The sequence below is a fragment of the Vibrio maerlii genome, assembly GCF_003415655.1.
Lineage (GTDB): Bacteria > Pseudomonadota > Gammaproteobacteria > Enterobacterales > Vibrionaceae > Vibrio > Vibrio maerlii.
In genome coordinates this window covers 141,571-159,155 of sequence record NZ_QRHC01000001.1, presented here as the reverse complement: position 1 = coordinate 159,155, position 17,585 = coordinate 141,571, and the positions used below count along the sequence as shown (strand labels likewise).

Below are 17,585 nucleotides of genomic sequence, written 5' to 3'. Positions count from 1 at the left end.
TGTTGTTTAGTGGAGTGGGTTCGCTTTTACCTTTAACCCGTAGCGAAGCGTCTCGTCATCTATAACTCGTTATTTATTATTTTGGTTTTGTCATGATTCGTTTTGAAAAAGTCAGCTACGCTTTGCTGCTGGTATTGATAATTTGGTTACCGATTCCACTGGCGTCTAATCGCGTGTGGGCGTGGTCTATTGCCGAAATTATGGTGGCAATCCAAACCTTGTGCCTGGCGGTGAGTTACTTACCGCAAGAGCGTGCGTTTCCATTTGCTCGCTTGAAGCGCTTTTCTTGGTTGCTTGTGCCATTGACGCTGTTCCAAGTGTGGAATGCCGTGCAGATCATCCCGTTAGATTTAGGTCTGTTGGCGCAAATTTCGCCAGCAACAGCGGAGATCTACCAAGTCGCGGGCGCTAGCCAAGGCGCATTGTCGCTCGATGTTCATGCTTCGACGACCTCGCTGGTGAAAGGTATTACTTATACGCTATTGGCCTTTAATGCCGCGATCTTAATTCATACACCAGCTCGCCTGAAAACTTTGGCAATGACGTTGGTGGTGAGCGGCACACTACAGGCATTTTATGGTGCGATGGCGGTGCTATTGGGTTGGAAATACTCGCTGCTGTTTGGCTTTAGAGAAAGTGGTATCGCGACGGCGTCGTTCGTCTATAAAAACCACTTAGCCAACTACTTAATGATGTGTTTGGCGGTGGGATCAGGTTTGATTGTTTCTCAACTGCATATCAGCCCATCGGGTAGCTGGCATGAGCGTATTCGCCGTTGGAGTGATGGCTTGGTGTCTCGCAAGATGTTTGTCCGTTTGGCGTTGATCATCATGGTGATTGCCTTGGTGATGACTCGCTCACGCATGGGTAACACGGCGTTTTTTGCTGCAACTACCTTGGGTGGCGTGGTGGCGTTGCTGTTCTTCAAAGACAAACCGCGTGCTTTGGTCCCGCTCATCGTGAGTCTGATTCTGGTGGATACCTTAGTGGTTGGCACCGTGTTTGGCTTGGATAAAGTGAAAGATCGCTTAGAGCAAACTTCGGTACTCAAAGAGACGCGTGATGAGGTGATTCAGTGGTCACTGCCGATTGTCGAAGAATACCCAGTAACCGGCACGGGTATGGGGAGCTTCTATTCCATCTTCCCTCGCTATGCCGATTTCAATATTGGTTTTTATGACCATGCCCACAATGACTATTTACAGTTCGCAGTAGAAGCGGGTGTCCCTGCTACGGCCATGTTGGGTTTGATGTGGATTTGGGCGGTGATCATTGCGATTCGCTCGATGAGAAAACGCAACAGCAAAACGCTACGAGGCTTGGCATTAGGCTGCTTGATTGCGTTGATTGGCATGTTGATGCACATCTCGGTTGATTTCAATCTGCAAGCCCCAGCAAATGCGATGACCTTCATCCTGATCTTAGTGATGACGGGTTGTACGCAAAGCATCAAGATTGCTCGTCGTTAGGGCCTTGGCTTTAACGACTCAGTTAACGAATAGGTTTTTCTATGTTTAATAAGATTTTGGTTGTCTGCATTGGCAATATCTGTCGCTCGCCTTTGGGTGAGGCCTTGCTGGCTGACCTTCTGCCTAATAAGCAGATTGCGTCTGCGGGCATCATGGTTGAGAAGAGTAACCTGGTTGGCAATGCAGCGGATGGCAACTCTCAAGAAATCGCTCAATCGGTGGGGCTCGATCTCAGCACTCACTCAGCACAGCAATTAACGCAAGAGCTTTGTGATGAGCATGATCTGATTTTGGTGATGGAGTCGGGTCACATTGATTTGATTGCGGATCTTGTACCGAACGCTCGCAGTAAAACGTTGCTGTTCGGGCAGTGGAGCGGTGATGCCACCATTACCGACCCATATAAGCGTGACATGGCAGCGTTTCAGTTGGCGTATCAGCGCATCTATCGTGCGGCTCATGCGTGGGCGAATAAGCTGCGATAAGTGGGAAACGTACAGACGTTTAGAACGTTTCGCATATAGCACTCAAACTGGGGTCAGTGTCAAAACTACATGCAGCCTCAACATCAGAGAACTCCGATGGTTTTGCTGTACTTGCAGCAAGGCACAAACTAGACACTGACCCCGATTGAACAATTAATTAAGAAGTTATGGCTCGAATTACCCAAGAACAACGTGATAAGAACAAGCAAGTACTTGATGATCTTATCTGGAAAATTTTCACTAACGAAGGCTGGGATGCGATCACTTATCAGCGTTTGGCGGATGAGTTTGGCAGCAAGAAAAGCACTATGCAGCGTTACTATCCGTCGCAAGACGATTTTCTAGATGGGATTCGTGGCCGACCAATGAAGCTACTGGCTGAACAGCTCGACACGTCTAGTCCAGAGGCGCTACTTGAATCGTGGTTTTCTGCGATGGAGCACCCTCATCTCGCAAATGTTTTTAGCATGGCTTTGAGCACTGCCGTTGAGCAAACAGGTAATCAATTTGCGGCACATGGCACTCAAAATTTGCGACGATTTTTGAACCAACACTTTGCGGAAGCAACCGCAGAGCAGTTGATATACGACATGTATGGCGGATTGATCGTAAATACAGCGGACGCAAAGGTAAATGAGGATATGAAGGAAGTGAGTAAGTAAGAATGGCTAGAATCACAAGAGAAGCACGAGCGCAAAAGAAGCAGGCATTGGATGATATTGTGTGGCAGGTGTTTCGCACAGAAGGTTGGAATGCGGTGACTTACCAGCGTGTTGCAACGGAAATTGGTGGTACTAAGAGTACGATTCAACGCTACTATCCAACGCGTATGGATTTTTTAGAAGCCATAGAAGGTCGAACTTTCCCTCTATTTGCCGATCGTTTTGACAAGCAGTGCCCAGAGCGTTTTTTACAATCATGGATTGCGAACGCTGTTGATCCTTTGTTTAGGAACACCTTTGAGCTGATTGTGAAGGATTCATTGATTGGTTTGAATGGCCGTCAAGCGCAAGCTGGCTTAAAGAACTTGCGCAAATTCATTACTAAACACTTTGGTGCCGAGCAAACCGAGCCATTGACGAAACGCGCAATTGGTGGATTAATGATCGCCTGTATCGACACACAAGTAGCCGCGTAATACTCTCTGTTACTCTATTGCTCGGTCTATATTGACCGACTCCTGTCACATTTGACCAAATCATGACTTTATAAACCTTAAACTGGTTGATGAATGTGTTAATTTAACTGCAAAGCGTACCTCGTAAACATTTCAAACGAGGTCTACAGTTAAATTAAGTTTGATAATTGGTCACTTACCTATGGCAAAGATTACTGCAGAAGAAAGAGCTCGTAAGCAAGAAGCGTTGAATGAAATCGTTCTGGATATTTTTTGGAACGAAGGCTGGCCCGCGGTTTCTTACGCGGAAGTTGCGAAGCGCTTTGGTACAACGAAGAGCGCTATTCAGCGTTACTACCCAAGCCACGAACACTTTGGCTTGGCACTGCAAGGTAAGGTGATGCCGATCATCGCCGGCCACCTGGATTGGTCTTCGAAAGATAAGTTTATGCAGTCTTGGATGGATGCGCTATCGAATAAAGAAGACCTGCGCTTTCGCCGTGTTTTAGAGCTACTTTTCCACGAAACACTTCGTGAAACCCCATCACCTCAAACTGGCGTCGGTGTCGATCGCTTTATCGGCAAAATCGCAGAAGCCTTTGGTGATCGCAGCGTTGCTGACGAGCTGTTCGGTAAGACGTTCTATTTCTTGATCAAGAACTAAAGCCACTTCACTTCACAAGTCTTAAATCAGGCTTGGTGGTCGGGGTCAGTGTCGGGTGTGCCCGGCGTTAGCAACCCCTCCCTGCCTCCCCTTGGATTGGCATAGTTGATCTCAATGCTTTGGTGAAAAAGGGAGGAGCAAGAGCATGATCGAGAATGGGGTCAGAGTTGCAGTCGGCTCTGAACGCATTGAATGCACGGAATCATGCGGTGACTCTGACCCCAAGTAAGGTTTGGTTTCATCGCTAGCAACCCCTCCCAACCTCCCCTTGGATTAGCATCGTCGATCTCAATGGTTCGGTGAAAAAGGGGAGGAGTAAGAGCGGGTTCCGTGGATGGGGTCAGAGTTGCAGTCGGCTCTGAACGCATTGAATGCTCGGAATCATGCGGTGACTTTGACCCCAAGTAAGACTTACTTCCATCACTCGCAACCCCTCCCAGCCTCCCCTTGGATTAGCATCGTTGATCTCAATAGTTCGGTGAAAAAGGGGAGGAGTAAGAGCAGGTTCGAGAATGGGGGCAGAGTTGCAGTCAGCTCTGAACGCATTGAATGCACGGAATCATGCGGTGATTCTGCCCCCCGGTTTGGTGCTCAAATCAGGCTAGGTGGTCGGGGTCAGTGTAGGGTCCGTTCTTAAGCGAAGCGCTCTAAAATCTGCCCCTAAACTTTCGTATGAAATTTTTAGGGTAATCCGTACGCTTTATTGTTGATCGTGTCGTCAATTACGCTTACTATATCAACTAAAGGGTACTTGGTACGCATATGGATATCATGTTAGTGCTTAACTAAAATAAACGCATATAGCAGACATGAATCAACAACAATCTTTATTATCGGCTTATCAGCAAATCAATCAGCTTTTTACTGACCTTTCTTTGGGTATGGATAGTGAAGAGCTCAACCAGCGAGTGATTGACCTCGCCAAGCAGTGGTTTAACGACGCGACTGTTTTAATCCGTCGTTCCACTCAATCTCTGAGCACATTGAAGCAATCATTATCAAGCTACGAACTGGCACGCCAGTCGTATATGCAGCAACTTTCTGCACCTTTGACTTCGAGTCAAGGTCGCCACTTTGGTGAGCTGGTGGTGAACAAGGTAGGCAGCGAATCGAGCGATGATGCGCAGCGACTGCAAATGCTGGCAGCTTTCTACACCACGGCACTTGAAAAGTTGGCGCTTGATGAGGAAGTGCGATACCAAGCCGAGCACGATCCACTCACGAACTGCTTGAACCGCAAAGCCTTGCTGACCAAATCGAAGGCCAAGCTGCACTCGGGTGCTCGCTATGTCGCAGCGTTTTTTGGTGATGTAGATAAATTCAAGCAGGTGAACGATCAGCATGGTCATGATGTTGGGGATGCGGTGCTTTGTCAGGTAGGTGACGTGTTCAACCGCACCTTCAAAGGGGTCGGTGTTAATGGTCGTCTTGGCGGCGATGAGTTTGTCGGTATCTACTACTCAGATAGCTATGAAGACATTCTAGAATTTAAGGCGCTGCTAACCGCTCAACTTAAGAATCAACCGCTGCTTTCTAAGCTGGGTATTGGTCTAAGTGTGGGTATGTCTATTTCGGTTGCCCAAGAGCTGAACTCGATAGAATCCTTGATCAAAAGAGCCGACCAAGACATGTATAAGTTAAAGCTTGATTCAAAGCAGAGTAGTGAACCTAATGAGCAGGAAAAAGGGCCCCGTCTCGATTACACATTGATGTTTTCTTCGGTCTCTGATTATTCTTGGTCATAAAGATATAGGGCGAGAAACCCTCACCTTGTCGAATACATTTAATAAGCCGCTTTTTACTCTTCTCTCTCTAACGTTTCAAAGTGTAACATTTAACGGAATGATGTTCTAAATCAAGAAAGCAGCATGTATTCTTATGGAATGTCGTACTTTATGTCTCTGAGGAATTTATGGCTCGTATATCTACTGAAGAAAAAGCTCGTAAACAGGCAGAACTGAATGCAATCATTTTGGATATTTTTTGGAATGAGGGGATTCAAGCGGTTACTTATGCAGAAATTGCAAAACGCTTTGGAACGACAAAGAGTACGATTCAACGATACTTTCCAACCAGTGACCATTTCCCTCTAGCTTGGGAAGGAAAGATTGGCCCAATCATTTCTGAGTTTCTAGATTGGTCCTCTAAAGACAACTTCGAAGCCTCTTGGATGCGCGCATTAGAGAATGAAAATGATGTTCGATTTCGTCGTATTTTAGAAGTAATGTTTGTCGAAGCGGCTAAAGTGAAATCGACGGAGCCAGCCAAAGTCGGAGTTGAACGTTTTAAGACAAAAATTACCCAAGTCTTTAATGATGAAACGGTAGCGCATCAAGTCTTCGGCCGAACCTTTTGCTACCTCATGAACGATTAGAGTTTTCCCTCTCTTGCAGCACAACAGAGAAAGAGAGGGATTGATGGCTATTTCTTCAGCACCAACGAGAAATTGACCGGTACACTGGTTGATATCGCAATATCGCCAACGGTGTTGGACACTTTTTCTAAACTCTCTTTTGGTATGCCAAAATCAAGGCCGTTGATCACCGTTGGTTTAACGGTAGAGACCATCATGTGATCGCCTGATTTCATGATATTGACGGTAAAGATCACATCCATTGACTGGCCATAGAGCTTGACCGACGCTGGCACCATTTTCTGCATCACCATATCCCCCTCTTTCATTACCTCGTCTGGGACTTTGGCGGACACTTCTACGTTCGGAAATTGTTTATTGTTGAAGAATAGATCGTTGAGTCGGTCATTTCGGATCGATACACCGGTATCGAGTGAACTGAGAGGAATTTCTATCATCAACATTCCATCATCCCCGACCTGGCCTGAGACTCCTGTGATAACAGACGGCTCGACAATGTACTGCTTTTTGATGGTGGCAAAGTTAACGGTTGAGAGTTCTTCATTCACTTGATAATAACTGGCGGAGATGGTGGAAAAACTCGTGGTCGCCATAAGAAGTGAGAGTAGGGTTCCGGCCTTTTTCATCGTTCTTTCCTGTGATTGAGTAAAACCTTGCTAAGTATTGACCAAATCTTGAGGTTTGTAGTTTTGATTATTGGCGTAATGGACAATAAATGGTGACTTTGTTGGCTTTGCGTCGATGAGACTCATATCAATCACGGCTATTTCTGGACATCTCATTAATGAGATTGGTATAAGATTCAACACAATCTTTCAAAGGCAGGCCATGGATAACATCAGTAGGGCCGGTCTTTCTATTCAAATGGAATCAAAGATGACGTCTAATAATCAGGTTCATTCATTGAACTATGTTCACAGGCTTGACGTGAACAGCTTAACCGCCGGTGAGCATATTCTTAACTTCGCGGTTGCGACCAATGCGATTGGTCAGTGGCAACATTTACCTGTGCGAGTTTTTAAAGGTGAAACAAACGGTTGCCGTGTGATGATCACCGCTGGCGTTCATGGTGATGAGCAAAACGGCATCATGACGGCGATGAAAGTGGCGCAGCGCTTAGTTGACCAGAAGATCGCTGGATGTGTGACAATTGTTCCGATGATCAATTTAACCGGTATTTTGCATCACAGTCGTGACTTCATTGCGGTTGATCCCGATACCTCGTCTTCGAATTTAAACCGCTACTTCCCTGGGAGTGCTGAGGGTAATGAGGTAGAACGTTACCTTCATTCGCTTTGGAATAACCTGCTATTACCCAATGCAGATCTGGCGATTGACCTTCACACTCAAACCACCGGTACTTGTTACCCGCTGTATATTTTCGCCGATTATCGTATTGAGCAATCTAAAGCGATGGCGCAGCTGATGAACGCCGATGTGATCTTAAATGACCCAGGCGAGAAGGGTGTGCTAGAGACGGCGTGGAATACTCATCACGTACCGAGTATCACGGTTGAGGTTGGATCTGGGCGTTACTATGAAGCTGAGTTAGTCGAGCGCGCTGCTGATGGGGTGATGAACATCCTGAAGTCGAAGCATGTGATTGCTGGCACAGCCGAGGTTACGGCATCTCCGTTAGAGGGTACAAAAACCATTAGCATCAAAGCGAAGCAAGGCGGATTCATTGAACCACAAGTGACGATGATGCAAGAAGTAGAAGAGGGGGAGTTACTCGCGATTCAATATGATGCGCTGGGTATTGAACTCAGTCGATATTATGCACCAGAGTCGGGTACAGTGCTGAGCCACAACCTTGAAACCCTGCGAGCACCGGGCTCGCTGGTGGTGAGGTTGATTAAGTAAGCTTGTGGAAGCTAGAACGCTTCGCTTTAGAACGGACTTCGTCCTACAGAACGCTGCGCTACAGAAAGAGCTAAAAGCGAGATTCCCTATCTCGTTCGTATGTCACTGTAGGGAATGACGGGGCTAGGGTCATTTATTTTGGGGGCCGAGTTTCCGTAGGGTTTGGTTTGTCGTTAGCAACCCCTCCCAGCCTCCCCTTGGATTAGCATCGTCGATCTCAATAGTTTGGTGGTGAAGGGGAGGAGTAAGAGCGGGTTCGAGAATGGACTTGGTGGACGGGGTCAGTGTCGGGTGTGCTTGGCGCTGAAAATATTGGAGATACTTCGTGGTTCACTGCTGTTGGTACTAAGTGTGTTCTAGACACTGACCCCAAGTTAACGACGTTGTTCTCTACGCGAATCGGCGAAGTAGGGAATGAATTCACTTTGGGTCAGAGTTTCCGTAGGGTTTGAAGTATCCAATGCAGATAGACTTGCGATGACTCTGACGCCGATTAAGATTGCACTTTGTAAGGCGTAGCTAGAAGTTATCTTGAAGCCCTTGTAAAATACTTTCTACCCAAAGAAACTTAAGATAACAGTTGAGGTTATGAAAATGGGAAATCCAGAACGTTGGAAACAGCGACTGCAAAATTTAAGTAAAGCTCAGCGACGACTAAGTCGAGCCTGCGATCAAGAATCCTACAATGAGTTAGAGCTTGCAGGACTTGTTCAGACATTTGAATTCTCATTTGAACTGATGTGGAAGACGCTGAAAGATTTGCTTGAGTTTGAAGGGTTTGACGTTGCATCGCCTAGAAGCGTAATTCGCACCGCTCTAGAGGCTAGACATATTGATTCTGAGCAGTGCGAAACACTACTCGAAGCATTAATGAAAAGAAATCTTCTCTCTCATACTTATGACGAACAGAACGTTTTACAAGCCCAGGAGCTGATTAAGTCCCAGTTCTCTCCTGTGATCCACGAAATTACTAAGTACCTTGAGGGTAAAAGTGGAAACTAAAGCTATATCCCCATCGAAATTTGGGTTAAAGCCACACCATTTTGAACTGCTCAATGAGGTGGTTTTTAGTCACTCAAAGGTTCGAAAGGCATGGGTGTTTGGGTCGCGAGCATTAGGGACTTATAAAGATAGCTCGGACATTGATATTGCTCTGGAAGGAGAGATGCTAGATCTTTCTATTATCGCTGAGTTGGCATTTAACCTCGAACAATCATCATTACCTTTCAAAGTGGATCTTGTTGTTACAAGTACAATTACCACACCAGAGTTGCTCGAGCACATTCGAGAACATGGTGTGCGAGTCAAATGATCTAGAGCGCTTCGCTTACAGAAAGGGCTAAAAGCGAGATTCCCTATCTCGTTCGTGCCTTACTGTAGGGAATGACAGGGCTTAGGTCTCAAATTGGGCTTGGTGGACGGGGTCAGTGTCGGGTGAGCTTAGCGCTGAAAATATCGGAGATAGTTCGTGGTTCACTGTTGTTGATACTGAGTGTGTTCTAGACACTGACCCCAAGTAAGGTTTGATTTGTCGTTAGCAACCCCTCCCAGCCTCCCCTTGGATTGACATCGTCGATCCCAATGGTTTGGCGGTTAAGGGGAGGAACAAGAGCGGGGTCGAGAATGGACTTGGTGGACGGGGTCAGTGTCGGGAGTGTTTGGCGTTGAAAATATCGGAGATAATTCGTGGTTCACTGTTGTTGGTACTAAGTGTGTTCTAGACACTGACCCCAAGTTAACGCCGTTGTTCTCTAACGGGAATCGGCGAAGTAGGGGATCTTAAAAGAGTCTAGAACGCTTCGCTTAAGAACGGACTTCGTCCTATAGAACGCTGCGCTACAGAAAGAGCTTAAGTAGGGTTTGGTTTGTTGTTAGCAACCCCTCCCAGCCTCCCCTTGGATTAGCATCGTCGATCTCAATGGTTTGGTGGTGAAGGGGAGTAAGAGCGGGTTCGAGGATGGGGTCAGAGTTGCAGTCAGCTCTGAACTCATTGAGTGTTCTGAATCATGCTGGTAACTCTGACCCCAAGTTAACTCACTCGTTCTCGAACGCGAGTAAACGAAATAGGGAATGCCCCCGATTGATCTCATTAATCATCGTCATCGCCCGAATTACCGTTGATGCTAATATCTTCGTTGTCATCGGTATCTGAGTCATTATCGTCGTCGGCGTTAGCGCGATTGGTGGTTGCCAGGCCGTGGAACTTGCGACGACCAAAGGCGAGTTTTTGGTACTTTTGCCAGGTCTTTTCTAGCTTGCTTTCTGCTTCGGCTTCTCCGCTGAGGACTCGTATTAGTTGGTTTTCTTGATCGGACTCGGGGAGGAGTGACCCATCGGTAAGTTGCCTTAGCGTATCGCCATAGTGGATGAGGATGTTCTCTTCAGCGATGGTGAAATCACCGGACTTAGCAAAGCCTCGCTTGAACTTGTTGTTATCGTAAAAAGGTTTTGTTCCTACACGGACATCGAACTCTGTCATAGCATTTCTACTCGCAAAATCTTTCTTCAATTTTCATTCAATAAGTGTTCGCAACACTGTTAGCGATTTTTGTGTCAGGGTGATGACAACGCACCCCAACACATTTCAATCTGAGCATAGAAAAAGAGTCTGAATTTTGCCAAGTAGAAATTTAAAATTTCAGTCCTAATGCTTTGAGTTCGTGCTCGACTTGTTCACTGTTAGCAAATTGGATGGCGTGAAGGCCTTGGTCAATGGCGCCTTGAACGTTGTAGGGCATATCATCAAGGAAGACACATTCGTGGGGAACGAGTCCGTGCGTTGAGCATAAGGAGTGGTAGATTTCAGCCTGAGGCTTCAGTAAATCCACCTCTGCCGAGACGGTTGCTCCATCGAACAGCGGCCAAAAATCATAGGTGTTTTTCAGATGCTCAACAATTTCGGTGACGTTGTCCGTTAGGGCATAGACACCATAGCCAGCCTGTTTCACTCGAGTTAATAATTCGACCGAGCCGTAGAGCAAAATTTGAGTTTGCTTGACGTAGTAAAACAGCTTTTTGGCTTCGTTCGCGGTGAGAATACCTTGTTCGACATAGGCCTGTTGAGCCTGTTCTTCTGTTAGTCGCCCTTTATTGAGGTCGAGCCAAATCTCTGTTTGAAAGATGCTTCGGGCTTTACTTTCTGGGTCGTTGATTTCACCAAAGGTGAGGCGGGTGATCTCAAGTGGGTTCCAGAGAACGATTACGTTGCCGATATCGAAAATGACATTCTTGATGTTTGGGCTTTGCATGGGCGGTCCAAGATGGGTTTTATTTAGAATCGTTACAGTGGCAAAGTTTGAACAGGATTTCTCCGTAAGGATTCACAGTTCTACTACGGCACAAAAAAATGCCGACATCAATGTGCCGGCATTTTATCATTCTCTGCTCTCTAGCTCTCTAGCTCTCTAGCTCTCTAGCTCTTTGGCTTGTCTCGGTTTGTGAATGCATACAGGCAAGGCACGACGATCAAAACCACAGGCAGTGAGAACAGTAAGCCGTAGCCTAGGGTTAACGACATAGGCCCCATATAGACATCGGTCCCCCCTAATCCATACGCTAGCGGCAACAGACCAACAACCGTGGTGAGGGAGGTTAAGACGATAGGGCGCAAGCGACTGACGGACGCCTCAGTAACTGCATCGAGCACGTTACTACCTTCAGATCTTAACTCGTTGATTCGGTTGATGAGTACCAGCGAGTTATTGACCACTACCCCCGTCATACCGAGCACGCCAATCAGCGCAAACATCGAGAGCGCTTGCATGTGAACCACGAGTGCCATTAGGGCAGATATCACGGCAAATGGAATCACGCTCATGACTAATAGTGGCTGCAGCATCGAGTTAAACATCACTGCAAGCACGAAGTAGATTGCCAGTAGAGCCGCAGGGAAGGCAACCATAAAACCACTCAGGGTTTCATCGGTGTTCTCAGCTTCACCACCAACATCAAGCGTGATGCTAGGCGCGTATTGGCCAGCAAGTTCGTTCAGTACCTGTTCACTCAATGCGGTTGAGCTTAACGCTTCATCAGCAATTTGTGCGGTAACCGTTACTTCTCGCACACCGTTGTAGTGTTTGATGAGACGTGGTGCTTCGATCGTCTCTACTTTTGCCAAGCGACTCAGTGGAACTTGCTTGCCTTGAGGGGTATAGATCTTAGTGGTCGCAAGGCGTTGGATATCGCGGTATTGGTCGTCCATGATCACTCGTATCTCGACATCTTGATCGCCGAGCCATGAAGAACTCACCGTATCGCCCTCAAACGCTAAACGCAGCGTGCTGGTTAGGTCGGATACCGTCAGACCGTATTTGGCAAGCCAATCGTACTGTGGGATCACGCTCACTTGAGGATCTTTTAGAGCCTCGCTGTGGTTGACCGAGTGTAGCCCCGGATGCTGCTCAAACCACTCTGATACAAGCGTGACTGCGTGTTGTCTTTCTTCGTCACTACCGCCCAATACTCGAAGCTCAATCGGTTCTCCTGGTGGTGGGCCACCCGCATCGACCGACAGTTTGATGAAGACCTCTTCCGGCTGTTCGCCCATTGAGTCTTTAATTGCCGCAATGATGTCGTCTGCAGTACGCTCACGAAGTTCGTAGTTCGTTAAAGTAATCGTCCCCTCACTGACCGGCGATGCGTAGGCGATCTCATACGAGACCAGTTCATGCTCTGGCAGTGTCGCTAGTGCTTGCTCCAGCGCTTGGTGGGATTCTCTTACTCGTTCCACTGGTGTGCCGGGTTGCACTTCGGTGTATATCTTGACGTATTTTGCCGCTTCACTCGGGAAGATATCGACCTTAAGTGTTGTCACTAGGCCAACGCTGACGCTCGCCACTAGCAATGCAATAACAATCACACTTTTTTTGAAGTGTAAGCAGCGAGTAAGGAGCTTCTGGTAGGCTTTGATTATTGCTTCAAAGCGGTCGGGTTTATCTTGAGGTGTGTTTTTCGCTGCCATTGATTTAGACAAATGGGCAGGCAGCGTAAAGGTACACTCCGCAAGCGAGAATAGCAGGGCAGCGATGACAGTGACCGGAATTACCACCACGACTTTCCCCATGGCTCCCGGGATAAACGCCATTGGGATAAACACGAGTGCCGTTGTTGTCAGGCTGGCAATGATTGGCTTGATAACTTTTTGCGTTCCGCTGATCGCAGCCTCGATACCTGTTTTTCCTCTCTCTTTTTCTTGATAAATACTCTCTGCGACAATCACGGAGTCATCCACGATGATGCCGATTACCAACAACAGTGCTGCCAGGGTGATGCTATCTAGGTTCAGGCCCGATGCCGATAGAACGATCATCACACCGAGGATACAGAATGGAATTGAGACCGATACCCAAAACGCAACTTGGCGTTTTAAGATTAGGCTCAATACCAGTAACACCAGCACCAACCCGATGCCGCCGTTGACAGACACAATGGAAAACTTATCTACCATGTCGTTGGCGAGATTAAAGCCTGACTGGAAGCCAAATTTGCCCCCGAGTCGTTGGTTCTCAGACTCCAATAAAGCCTGAATGCTTGAAACTGTGGAAACAATATCCGCCCCACTGCTGTTATTGATTTTAAATAACACCGAAGATTCGCCGTTGATCACGCCTTGCTCGGTGGCTTTAGCAAAGGTGTCATGTACAGTGGCGACGTCCGAGACTCGAATGACAGAGCCAGAAGGGAGCGCTTTGATGACGATAGCTTCAATCTCTTCGGCTGACGAGACCTGCGTCATGGTGACGATCTTCTGCTCGGTGATCCAAGACTCAACAATACCGCCCGACTCTGACAGGTTGCGTTGCTGAATGGCTAATCCGATCTCATCGAAGGTGAGTTGGTAACGGCTTACCTTCAGTGGATCGATCTCTACCCAAAACTCTCGGTCGCGATAACCCGACATGGTTACCGTGCTCACACCAGGCAGGGCTTTGACTTTCTTCTCGAGTTCGTAGGCGTAATGCTGCAATTCGCTAGGTTCGGAATTGGACTCGGTGAGGTGCACCCCGAAGCCATAAGCACCAAAGGAAGAGGTGTCCTCTTGAGTCAGTACTGGAGGGTTATTAATGCCTTTAGGCAAGCCGGTGACACGATCGATCGCTTGTTGCAGATCGCGCATGACCTTCGCAGCATCTGCGCTTGCTAGAAACTCCACTTCGATTAATGAGCGCCCATCAGTCGACTGGGACTGATAGAAATTGATGCCTTGAACGCTGCGTAACTCTTTTTCTATCGGGTTGGTGATATTGAGCTCAATATCTTGCGCGGTTGCACCTGGGTAGATGGTTTCGATAGTCGCGTTTTCAAACGCCACATTTGGGTATTCTTGAAGCTTTAGGGTCATCAATGAGCCAGCGCCGACCATCAGTACCATGATAGTGATGATGCGAGCGAGAAACGGCCGTTGAGCAAAATAGGCGATGAGGTTCATCCTATGTATCCTTATTGACTGATGGCCGAGTTTGATGCTGCTGCGCTAGACAGCGTGGTTGTCGCATGAATCGACATACCTGGCTTGAATGCACCAGATGGGTTAGCGATCTCGATTTCGACTGGGTACGCTAAGGTTTGTGCGTCCATTTCAACGCCAATGCGTTTGATTTTTCCGGTGAGAGTTTGTCCCGGCACCGATTCAGCCCAAAGCTCGACTGGTTGGCCGATTGTGAGTTCATCTAAGTCATGTTCGCTTGCTAGCAGTTCAACATTGAGCGTGTCGATATTGACGACGGTGTATAGCAGGTCCCCTTGATTCACCCAAGCACCTGAATCAACCGAACGCATCACAATATGGCCTTGGATATTGGATTGAATCTGGGTGTTTTTTAGGTCAAGTTCGGCTTTTTGTAACTCAACTTTTGCCAACTCGAGCTGTGCTTGAGCACTTAAGTAATCGGCTTTGGCAATATCGAGCTCATTAGGTGAAATACTCTTCTTCTCCCTTAGCTCGATGTAGCGTTTGTAGATTGAGTTCTTGAGTTGCAAGTCTGCCTCTGCCAGCGACACATTCGCTTTCTGCTTAGCGAGCTCAAGAATGAAATCTTGTTGTTTGATGGAGGCAATGGTTTGTCCTGCATTGATGAAGTCACCGCGTTGCGCCGATGTGCTCTCGACCACGCCGCTCACTTCAGCGACGATCTTTTGTGGAGATTTACTGGTGGTTTGGCCGATCAGGTCTATTGCGAGTGCGGCTGGGGCGGTGATGATGCTTGTCAGAAAAGAGGTTAACAGAATGGTTCTCATTTGGGTTCTCCCACAGTTTTATGAATGTATTATGAGGAGAGAGGTGTCGAGTTTTTGTCGAATGGGAGTGTTTTCTTGAATGAAAAAGGGAAAGGATTCGATCTTAATCGACATTAATTCGACACGATTCAACTATGATGTGGGGGTGATAAATTGATGAGTAGAGACGTATGTTACAAGGCGCACAGATCTTAGTGGTGGAAGATAATCCTGAGCTACAAGGCATATTGGCTGATTTTCTTGAAGTGAAAGGAGCTGAAGTGGATTTTGCCGATAATGGCGAGATGGGCTTTAACCTTGCGGCGGAGAACGATTTTGATGCCATCATCTTAGATGTGATGATGCCAAAGAAAGACGGTATGCAGGTCGCTCAAGAGCTGCGTAAGATGGGGAAGACGACGCCAATTTTGATGTTGACGGCGTTGAACGGCAAAGACGATCTGCTCACGGGCTTTGAAAGCGGCGTTGATGACTTTGTGACCAAACCTTTTCAGTTTCCTGAGATTGAAGCGCGCCTTAATGCATTGATCAAAAGGTTCAAGGGCCAAGTAGCGACAACGACGCTCAGTTACGGTGACTTGGTGATCAACGAGAAGACGCGCCAAGTTGAGCGCCAAGGTGACAAACTGGTGACCACACCGGTTATGTACCAAATCCTCGTGAGCCTAGTAAAAGCGCAGGGTGAGGTGGTGTCGAGAGATGCTCTAATTCATACCTTATGGGGTGAAGATGTTCCAGATAAAGATGTGCTTAGAAGCCACATTTATTTACTGCGTAATGTTCTCGATAAACCCTATGAAAAGCCGATGCTGAAAACCGTGCCTAAGGTCGGTTTCCGATTGGAGTTGTAATGCTGTTTTCTAAGCCGCGAACCAACAATATTGCTGCAGTACGTAAGCGCCTGCTGGTGACTTATGCGCGCATCGCCTTGTTTACCGCGTTTGTGGTCTCTTTTAGTTTCTCGCTTTATTTGGTGATTGCAGAAGAGTATCGGATTGCGGATCACCTCAAATCTTTTGAGTTTGTTGCTGAGCGTTATTATCAGCTCGAGCAAAAACCAAGTGCTCAAATCAGTCCAAACATTACTGCTTATTACTCCGAAACCGAATTACCCGAGATCATAACCCAGTCGGCAACACTTGAAGAGAATGAGGTTCGCCGTATTGGCCGACTCTATGAAGAAGGCCCAATGGTGTATTACACCAACTTTGTCTATAACGGAGAGACCATTCCTATGTATCTCACTATTGATGCCAAGGAGTTGGATTTTGGTGATGAGAACTGGGAAGTGATCATCATTCTTTCTGTGTCGATTATTGCCTTTCTCTTGGTGGTTCTAAAATTCTCGTTAAAGCGAGTTTTTGATGGATTGATGTTGCCGGTCGATGAACTCTCTAAACAGCTCAGTGATTCGAATAGTCAAAGTTTTTCTGTATCCAAGCATGCGATAGATGAGCTGAAGCAGCTAGCGGATCATCTCAATCAATATACCCAGATGAAAGATCGCGTGGTCAAACAAGAACTGATGTTTGCCAAGTACGCCAGCCACGAACTTAAAACGCCGGTCGCGGTGGTATTAGGGGCAGCAAACCTTCAATCCATGAAAGACGATCCGGAGTTTCAAGCCAAGCAAAGGGCTAGGATCATTGGAGCGGCCGAACAGATGCAGACCACCATTGAGCTGCTGCTTAATATTGTGAAGCAAGAGAATTCAGAGCAAGCCAAGTCTTTGTTTCCCCTAGGAGAGAAAGACATCTCACTCGATAAACAGCGCAGCAAGCTAACGAGTGGCGTTGAGCTGAATGTTATTGTCGAGCCAGGGATGGAGATCAATATGCCGCCACAGGTGGTGAATATGATTCTCAAGAATTTGGTCGATAATGCGGTACGTTTTACCGAGCAAGGCAAGATAGATATTGAGATCACTCCAAATTCGATCACAGTATTAGACACAGGCTCTGGATTAAACGAAGAGAACAGTACTGATCATGGTTTGGGCCTGCTCATTATTAAGCGCTTGTGCGATACATTCGGTTGGCACTTTGAGCTCAAAGATCGCGAAGAGGGTACTGGTTGCGTCGCTCGACTTAGATTTAATCCTTCCTAAAACATTCAGTTCCGAAAATGGCTAGCGCACTGAGTAGGATTCGTTACACTGCTAGGGTCTGTTGGCCTTTCGAGGTTAAATTTTGTTCGAGATAAAATCGTTTTAGGCGCGGCAAGGGGTGTGTAGCCTAGTCACTCTAAGTAAATACCCCTTAACAAAGCATAAAACGATTTTTGCGGGGACGCCTAGTTCGAACCCTTCGGGCAGCGTTTGTGCTTCATTTCTACTGCGTTATCGGCTTCTCATGTAGGCTAGCTACACATCAAAGCC

Annotated in this window: 17 protein-coding genes; 12 read left to right on the top strand and 5 right to left on the bottom strand. The window is 47.1% G+C overall.

What is annotated here, in order from left to right; genetic code table 11:
- The first annotated feature begins 92 nt into the window (after nucleotides 1-92).
- The 7 genes from DPF91_RS00670 (at nucleotide 93) to DPF91_RS00640 (ending at nucleotide 6,109) form a co-directional block, all read left to right on the top strand.
- Nucleotides 93-1,469 (top strand): O-antigen ligase family protein, encoded by a 1,377-nt coding sequence (locus DPF91_RS00670; protein ID WP_117232506.1) that lies wholly within the window; start codon nucleotides 93-95, stop codon nucleotides 1,467-1,469.
- 41 nt (nucleotides 1,470-1,510) lie between these two features.
- The gene (locus tag DPF91_RS00665; RefSeq protein ID WP_117232505.1) at nucleotides 1,511-1,954 is read left to right on the top strand and encodes a low molecular weight protein-tyrosine-phosphatase; all 444 of its coding nucleotides are present in this window, start codon (nucleotides 1,511-1,513) and stop codon (nucleotides 1,952-1,954) included.
- Nucleotides 1,955-2,121: 167 nt separating this feature from the next.
- Nucleotides 2,122-2,616, top strand: coding sequence for a TetR/AcrR family transcriptional regulator (locus DPF91_RS00660; RefSeq protein WP_117232504.1), 495 nt, complete (start codon nucleotides 2,122-2,124; stop codon nucleotides 2,614-2,616).
- 2 nt (nucleotides 2,617-2,618) lie between these two features.
- Nucleotides 2,619-3,092, top strand: coding sequence for a TetR/AcrR family transcriptional regulator (locus DPF91_RS00655; protein WP_117232503.1), 474 nt, complete (start codon nucleotides 2,619-2,621; stop codon nucleotides 3,090-3,092).
- A 181-nt stretch (nucleotides 3,093-3,273) separates the two neighbouring features.
- Complete coding sequence (locus DPF91_RS00650; RefSeq protein WP_117232502.1) at nucleotides 3,274-3,735, top strand: TetR family transcriptional regulator; 462 nt, start codon at nucleotides 3,274-3,276, stop codon at nucleotides 3,733-3,735.
- 809 nt (nucleotides 3,736-4,544) lie between these two features.
- Nucleotides 4,545-5,480, top strand: a complete 936-nt coding sequence (locus DPF91_RS00645; RefSeq protein WP_117232501.1) for a GGDEF domain-containing protein — start codon at nucleotides 4,545-4,547, stop codon at nucleotides 5,478-5,480.
- Nucleotides 5,481-5,647: 167 nt separating this feature from the next.
- Nucleotides 5,648-6,109 carry a TetR family transcriptional regulator gene (locus DPF91_RS00640; protein WP_117232500.1) on the top strand — a complete coding sequence of 154 codons (462 nt, stop codon included), beginning with the start codon at nucleotides 5,648-5,650 and terminating at the stop codon, nucleotides 6,107-6,109.
- A gap of 47 nt (nucleotides 6,110-6,156) precedes the next feature.
- Here DPF91_RS00640 and DPF91_RS00635 read toward each other — a convergent pair whose 3' ends face one another.
- Complete coding sequence (locus tag DPF91_RS00635) at nucleotides 6,157-6,735, bottom strand: YceI family protein (RefSeq protein ID WP_117232499.1); 579 nt, start codon at nucleotides 6,733-6,735, stop codon at nucleotides 6,157-6,159.
- A 250-nt stretch (nucleotides 6,736-6,985) separates the two neighbouring features.
- Between DPF91_RS00635 and DPF91_RS00630 the strand changes: the two genes are divergently transcribed.
- From DPF91_RS00630 to DPF91_RS00620, 3 genes are all read left to right on the top strand, one after another.
- Entirely contained in the window at nucleotides 6,986-7,972 is a 987-nt protein-coding gene (locus tag DPF91_RS00630; RefSeq protein WP_117232498.1) for a succinylglutamate desuccinylase/aspartoacylase family protein, read from the top strand.
- Nucleotides 7,973-8,566: 594 nt separating this feature from the next.
- The gene (locus DPF91_RS00625) at nucleotides 8,567-8,974 is read left to right on the top strand and encodes an HI0074 family nucleotidyltransferase substrate-binding subunit (RefSeq protein WP_117232559.1); all 408 of its coding nucleotides are present in this window, start codon (nucleotides 8,567-8,569) and stop codon (nucleotides 8,972-8,974) included.
- Nucleotides 8,964-9,284: a nucleotidyltransferase family protein gene (locus DPF91_RS00620; protein ID WP_117232497.1), complete on the top strand. Its 321-nt coding sequence runs from the start codon at nucleotides 8,964-8,966 to the stop codon at nucleotides 9,282-9,284. Before DPF91_RS00625 ends, DPF91_RS00620 begins: the two co-directional genes overlap by 11 nt.
- 777 nt (nucleotides 9,285-10,061) lie before the next feature.
- Here the strand turns inward: DPF91_RS00620 and DPF91_RS00615 are convergent.
- The 4 genes from DPF91_RS00615 to DPF91_RS00600 form a co-directional block, all read right to left on the bottom strand.
- Nucleotides 10,062-10,451 (bottom strand): MaoP family protein, encoded by a 390-nt coding sequence (locus tag DPF91_RS00615; protein WP_117232496.1) that lies wholly within the window; start codon nucleotides 10,449-10,451, stop codon nucleotides 10,062-10,064.
- Between the two features lie 151 nt (nucleotides 10,452-10,602).
- Complete coding sequence (locus DPF91_RS00610) at nucleotides 10,603-11,220, bottom strand: HAD family hydrolase (RefSeq protein WP_117232495.1); 618 nt, start codon at nucleotides 11,218-11,220, stop codon at nucleotides 10,603-10,605.
- A gap of 164 nt (nucleotides 11,221-11,384) precedes the next feature.
- On the bottom strand, nucleotides 11,385-14,399 hold the full coding sequence (locus tag DPF91_RS00605; RefSeq protein ID WP_117232494.1) for an efflux RND transporter permease subunit: 3,015 nt from the start codon (nucleotides 14,397-14,399) through the stop codon (nucleotides 11,385-11,387).
- An 11-nt stretch (nucleotides 14,400-14,410) separates the two neighbouring features.
- Nucleotides 14,411-15,208 carry an efflux RND transporter periplasmic adaptor subunit gene (locus tag DPF91_RS00600; RefSeq protein ID WP_117232493.1) on the bottom strand — a complete coding sequence of 266 codons (798 nt, stop codon included), beginning with the start codon at nucleotides 15,206-15,208 and terminating at the stop codon, nucleotides 14,411-14,413.
- 170 nt (nucleotides 15,209-15,378) lie between these two features.
- Between DPF91_RS00600 and DPF91_RS00595 the strand changes: the two genes are divergently transcribed.
- Together DPF91_RS00595 and DPF91_RS00590 are read left to right on the top strand one after the other, a co-directional pair.
- Nucleotides 15,379-16,059: a response regulator transcription factor gene (locus DPF91_RS00595; RefSeq protein ID WP_117232492.1), complete on the top strand. Its 681-nt coding sequence runs from the start codon at nucleotides 15,379-15,381 to the stop codon at nucleotides 16,057-16,059.
- Nucleotides 16,059-17,315: a sensor histidine kinase gene (locus DPF91_RS00590; RefSeq protein ID WP_117232491.1), complete on the top strand. Its 1,257-nt coding sequence runs from the start codon at nucleotides 16,059-16,061 to the stop codon at nucleotides 17,313-17,315. Before DPF91_RS00595 ends, DPF91_RS00590 begins: the two co-directional genes overlap by 1 nt.
- Nucleotides 17,316-17,585 lie beyond the last annotated feature (270 nt).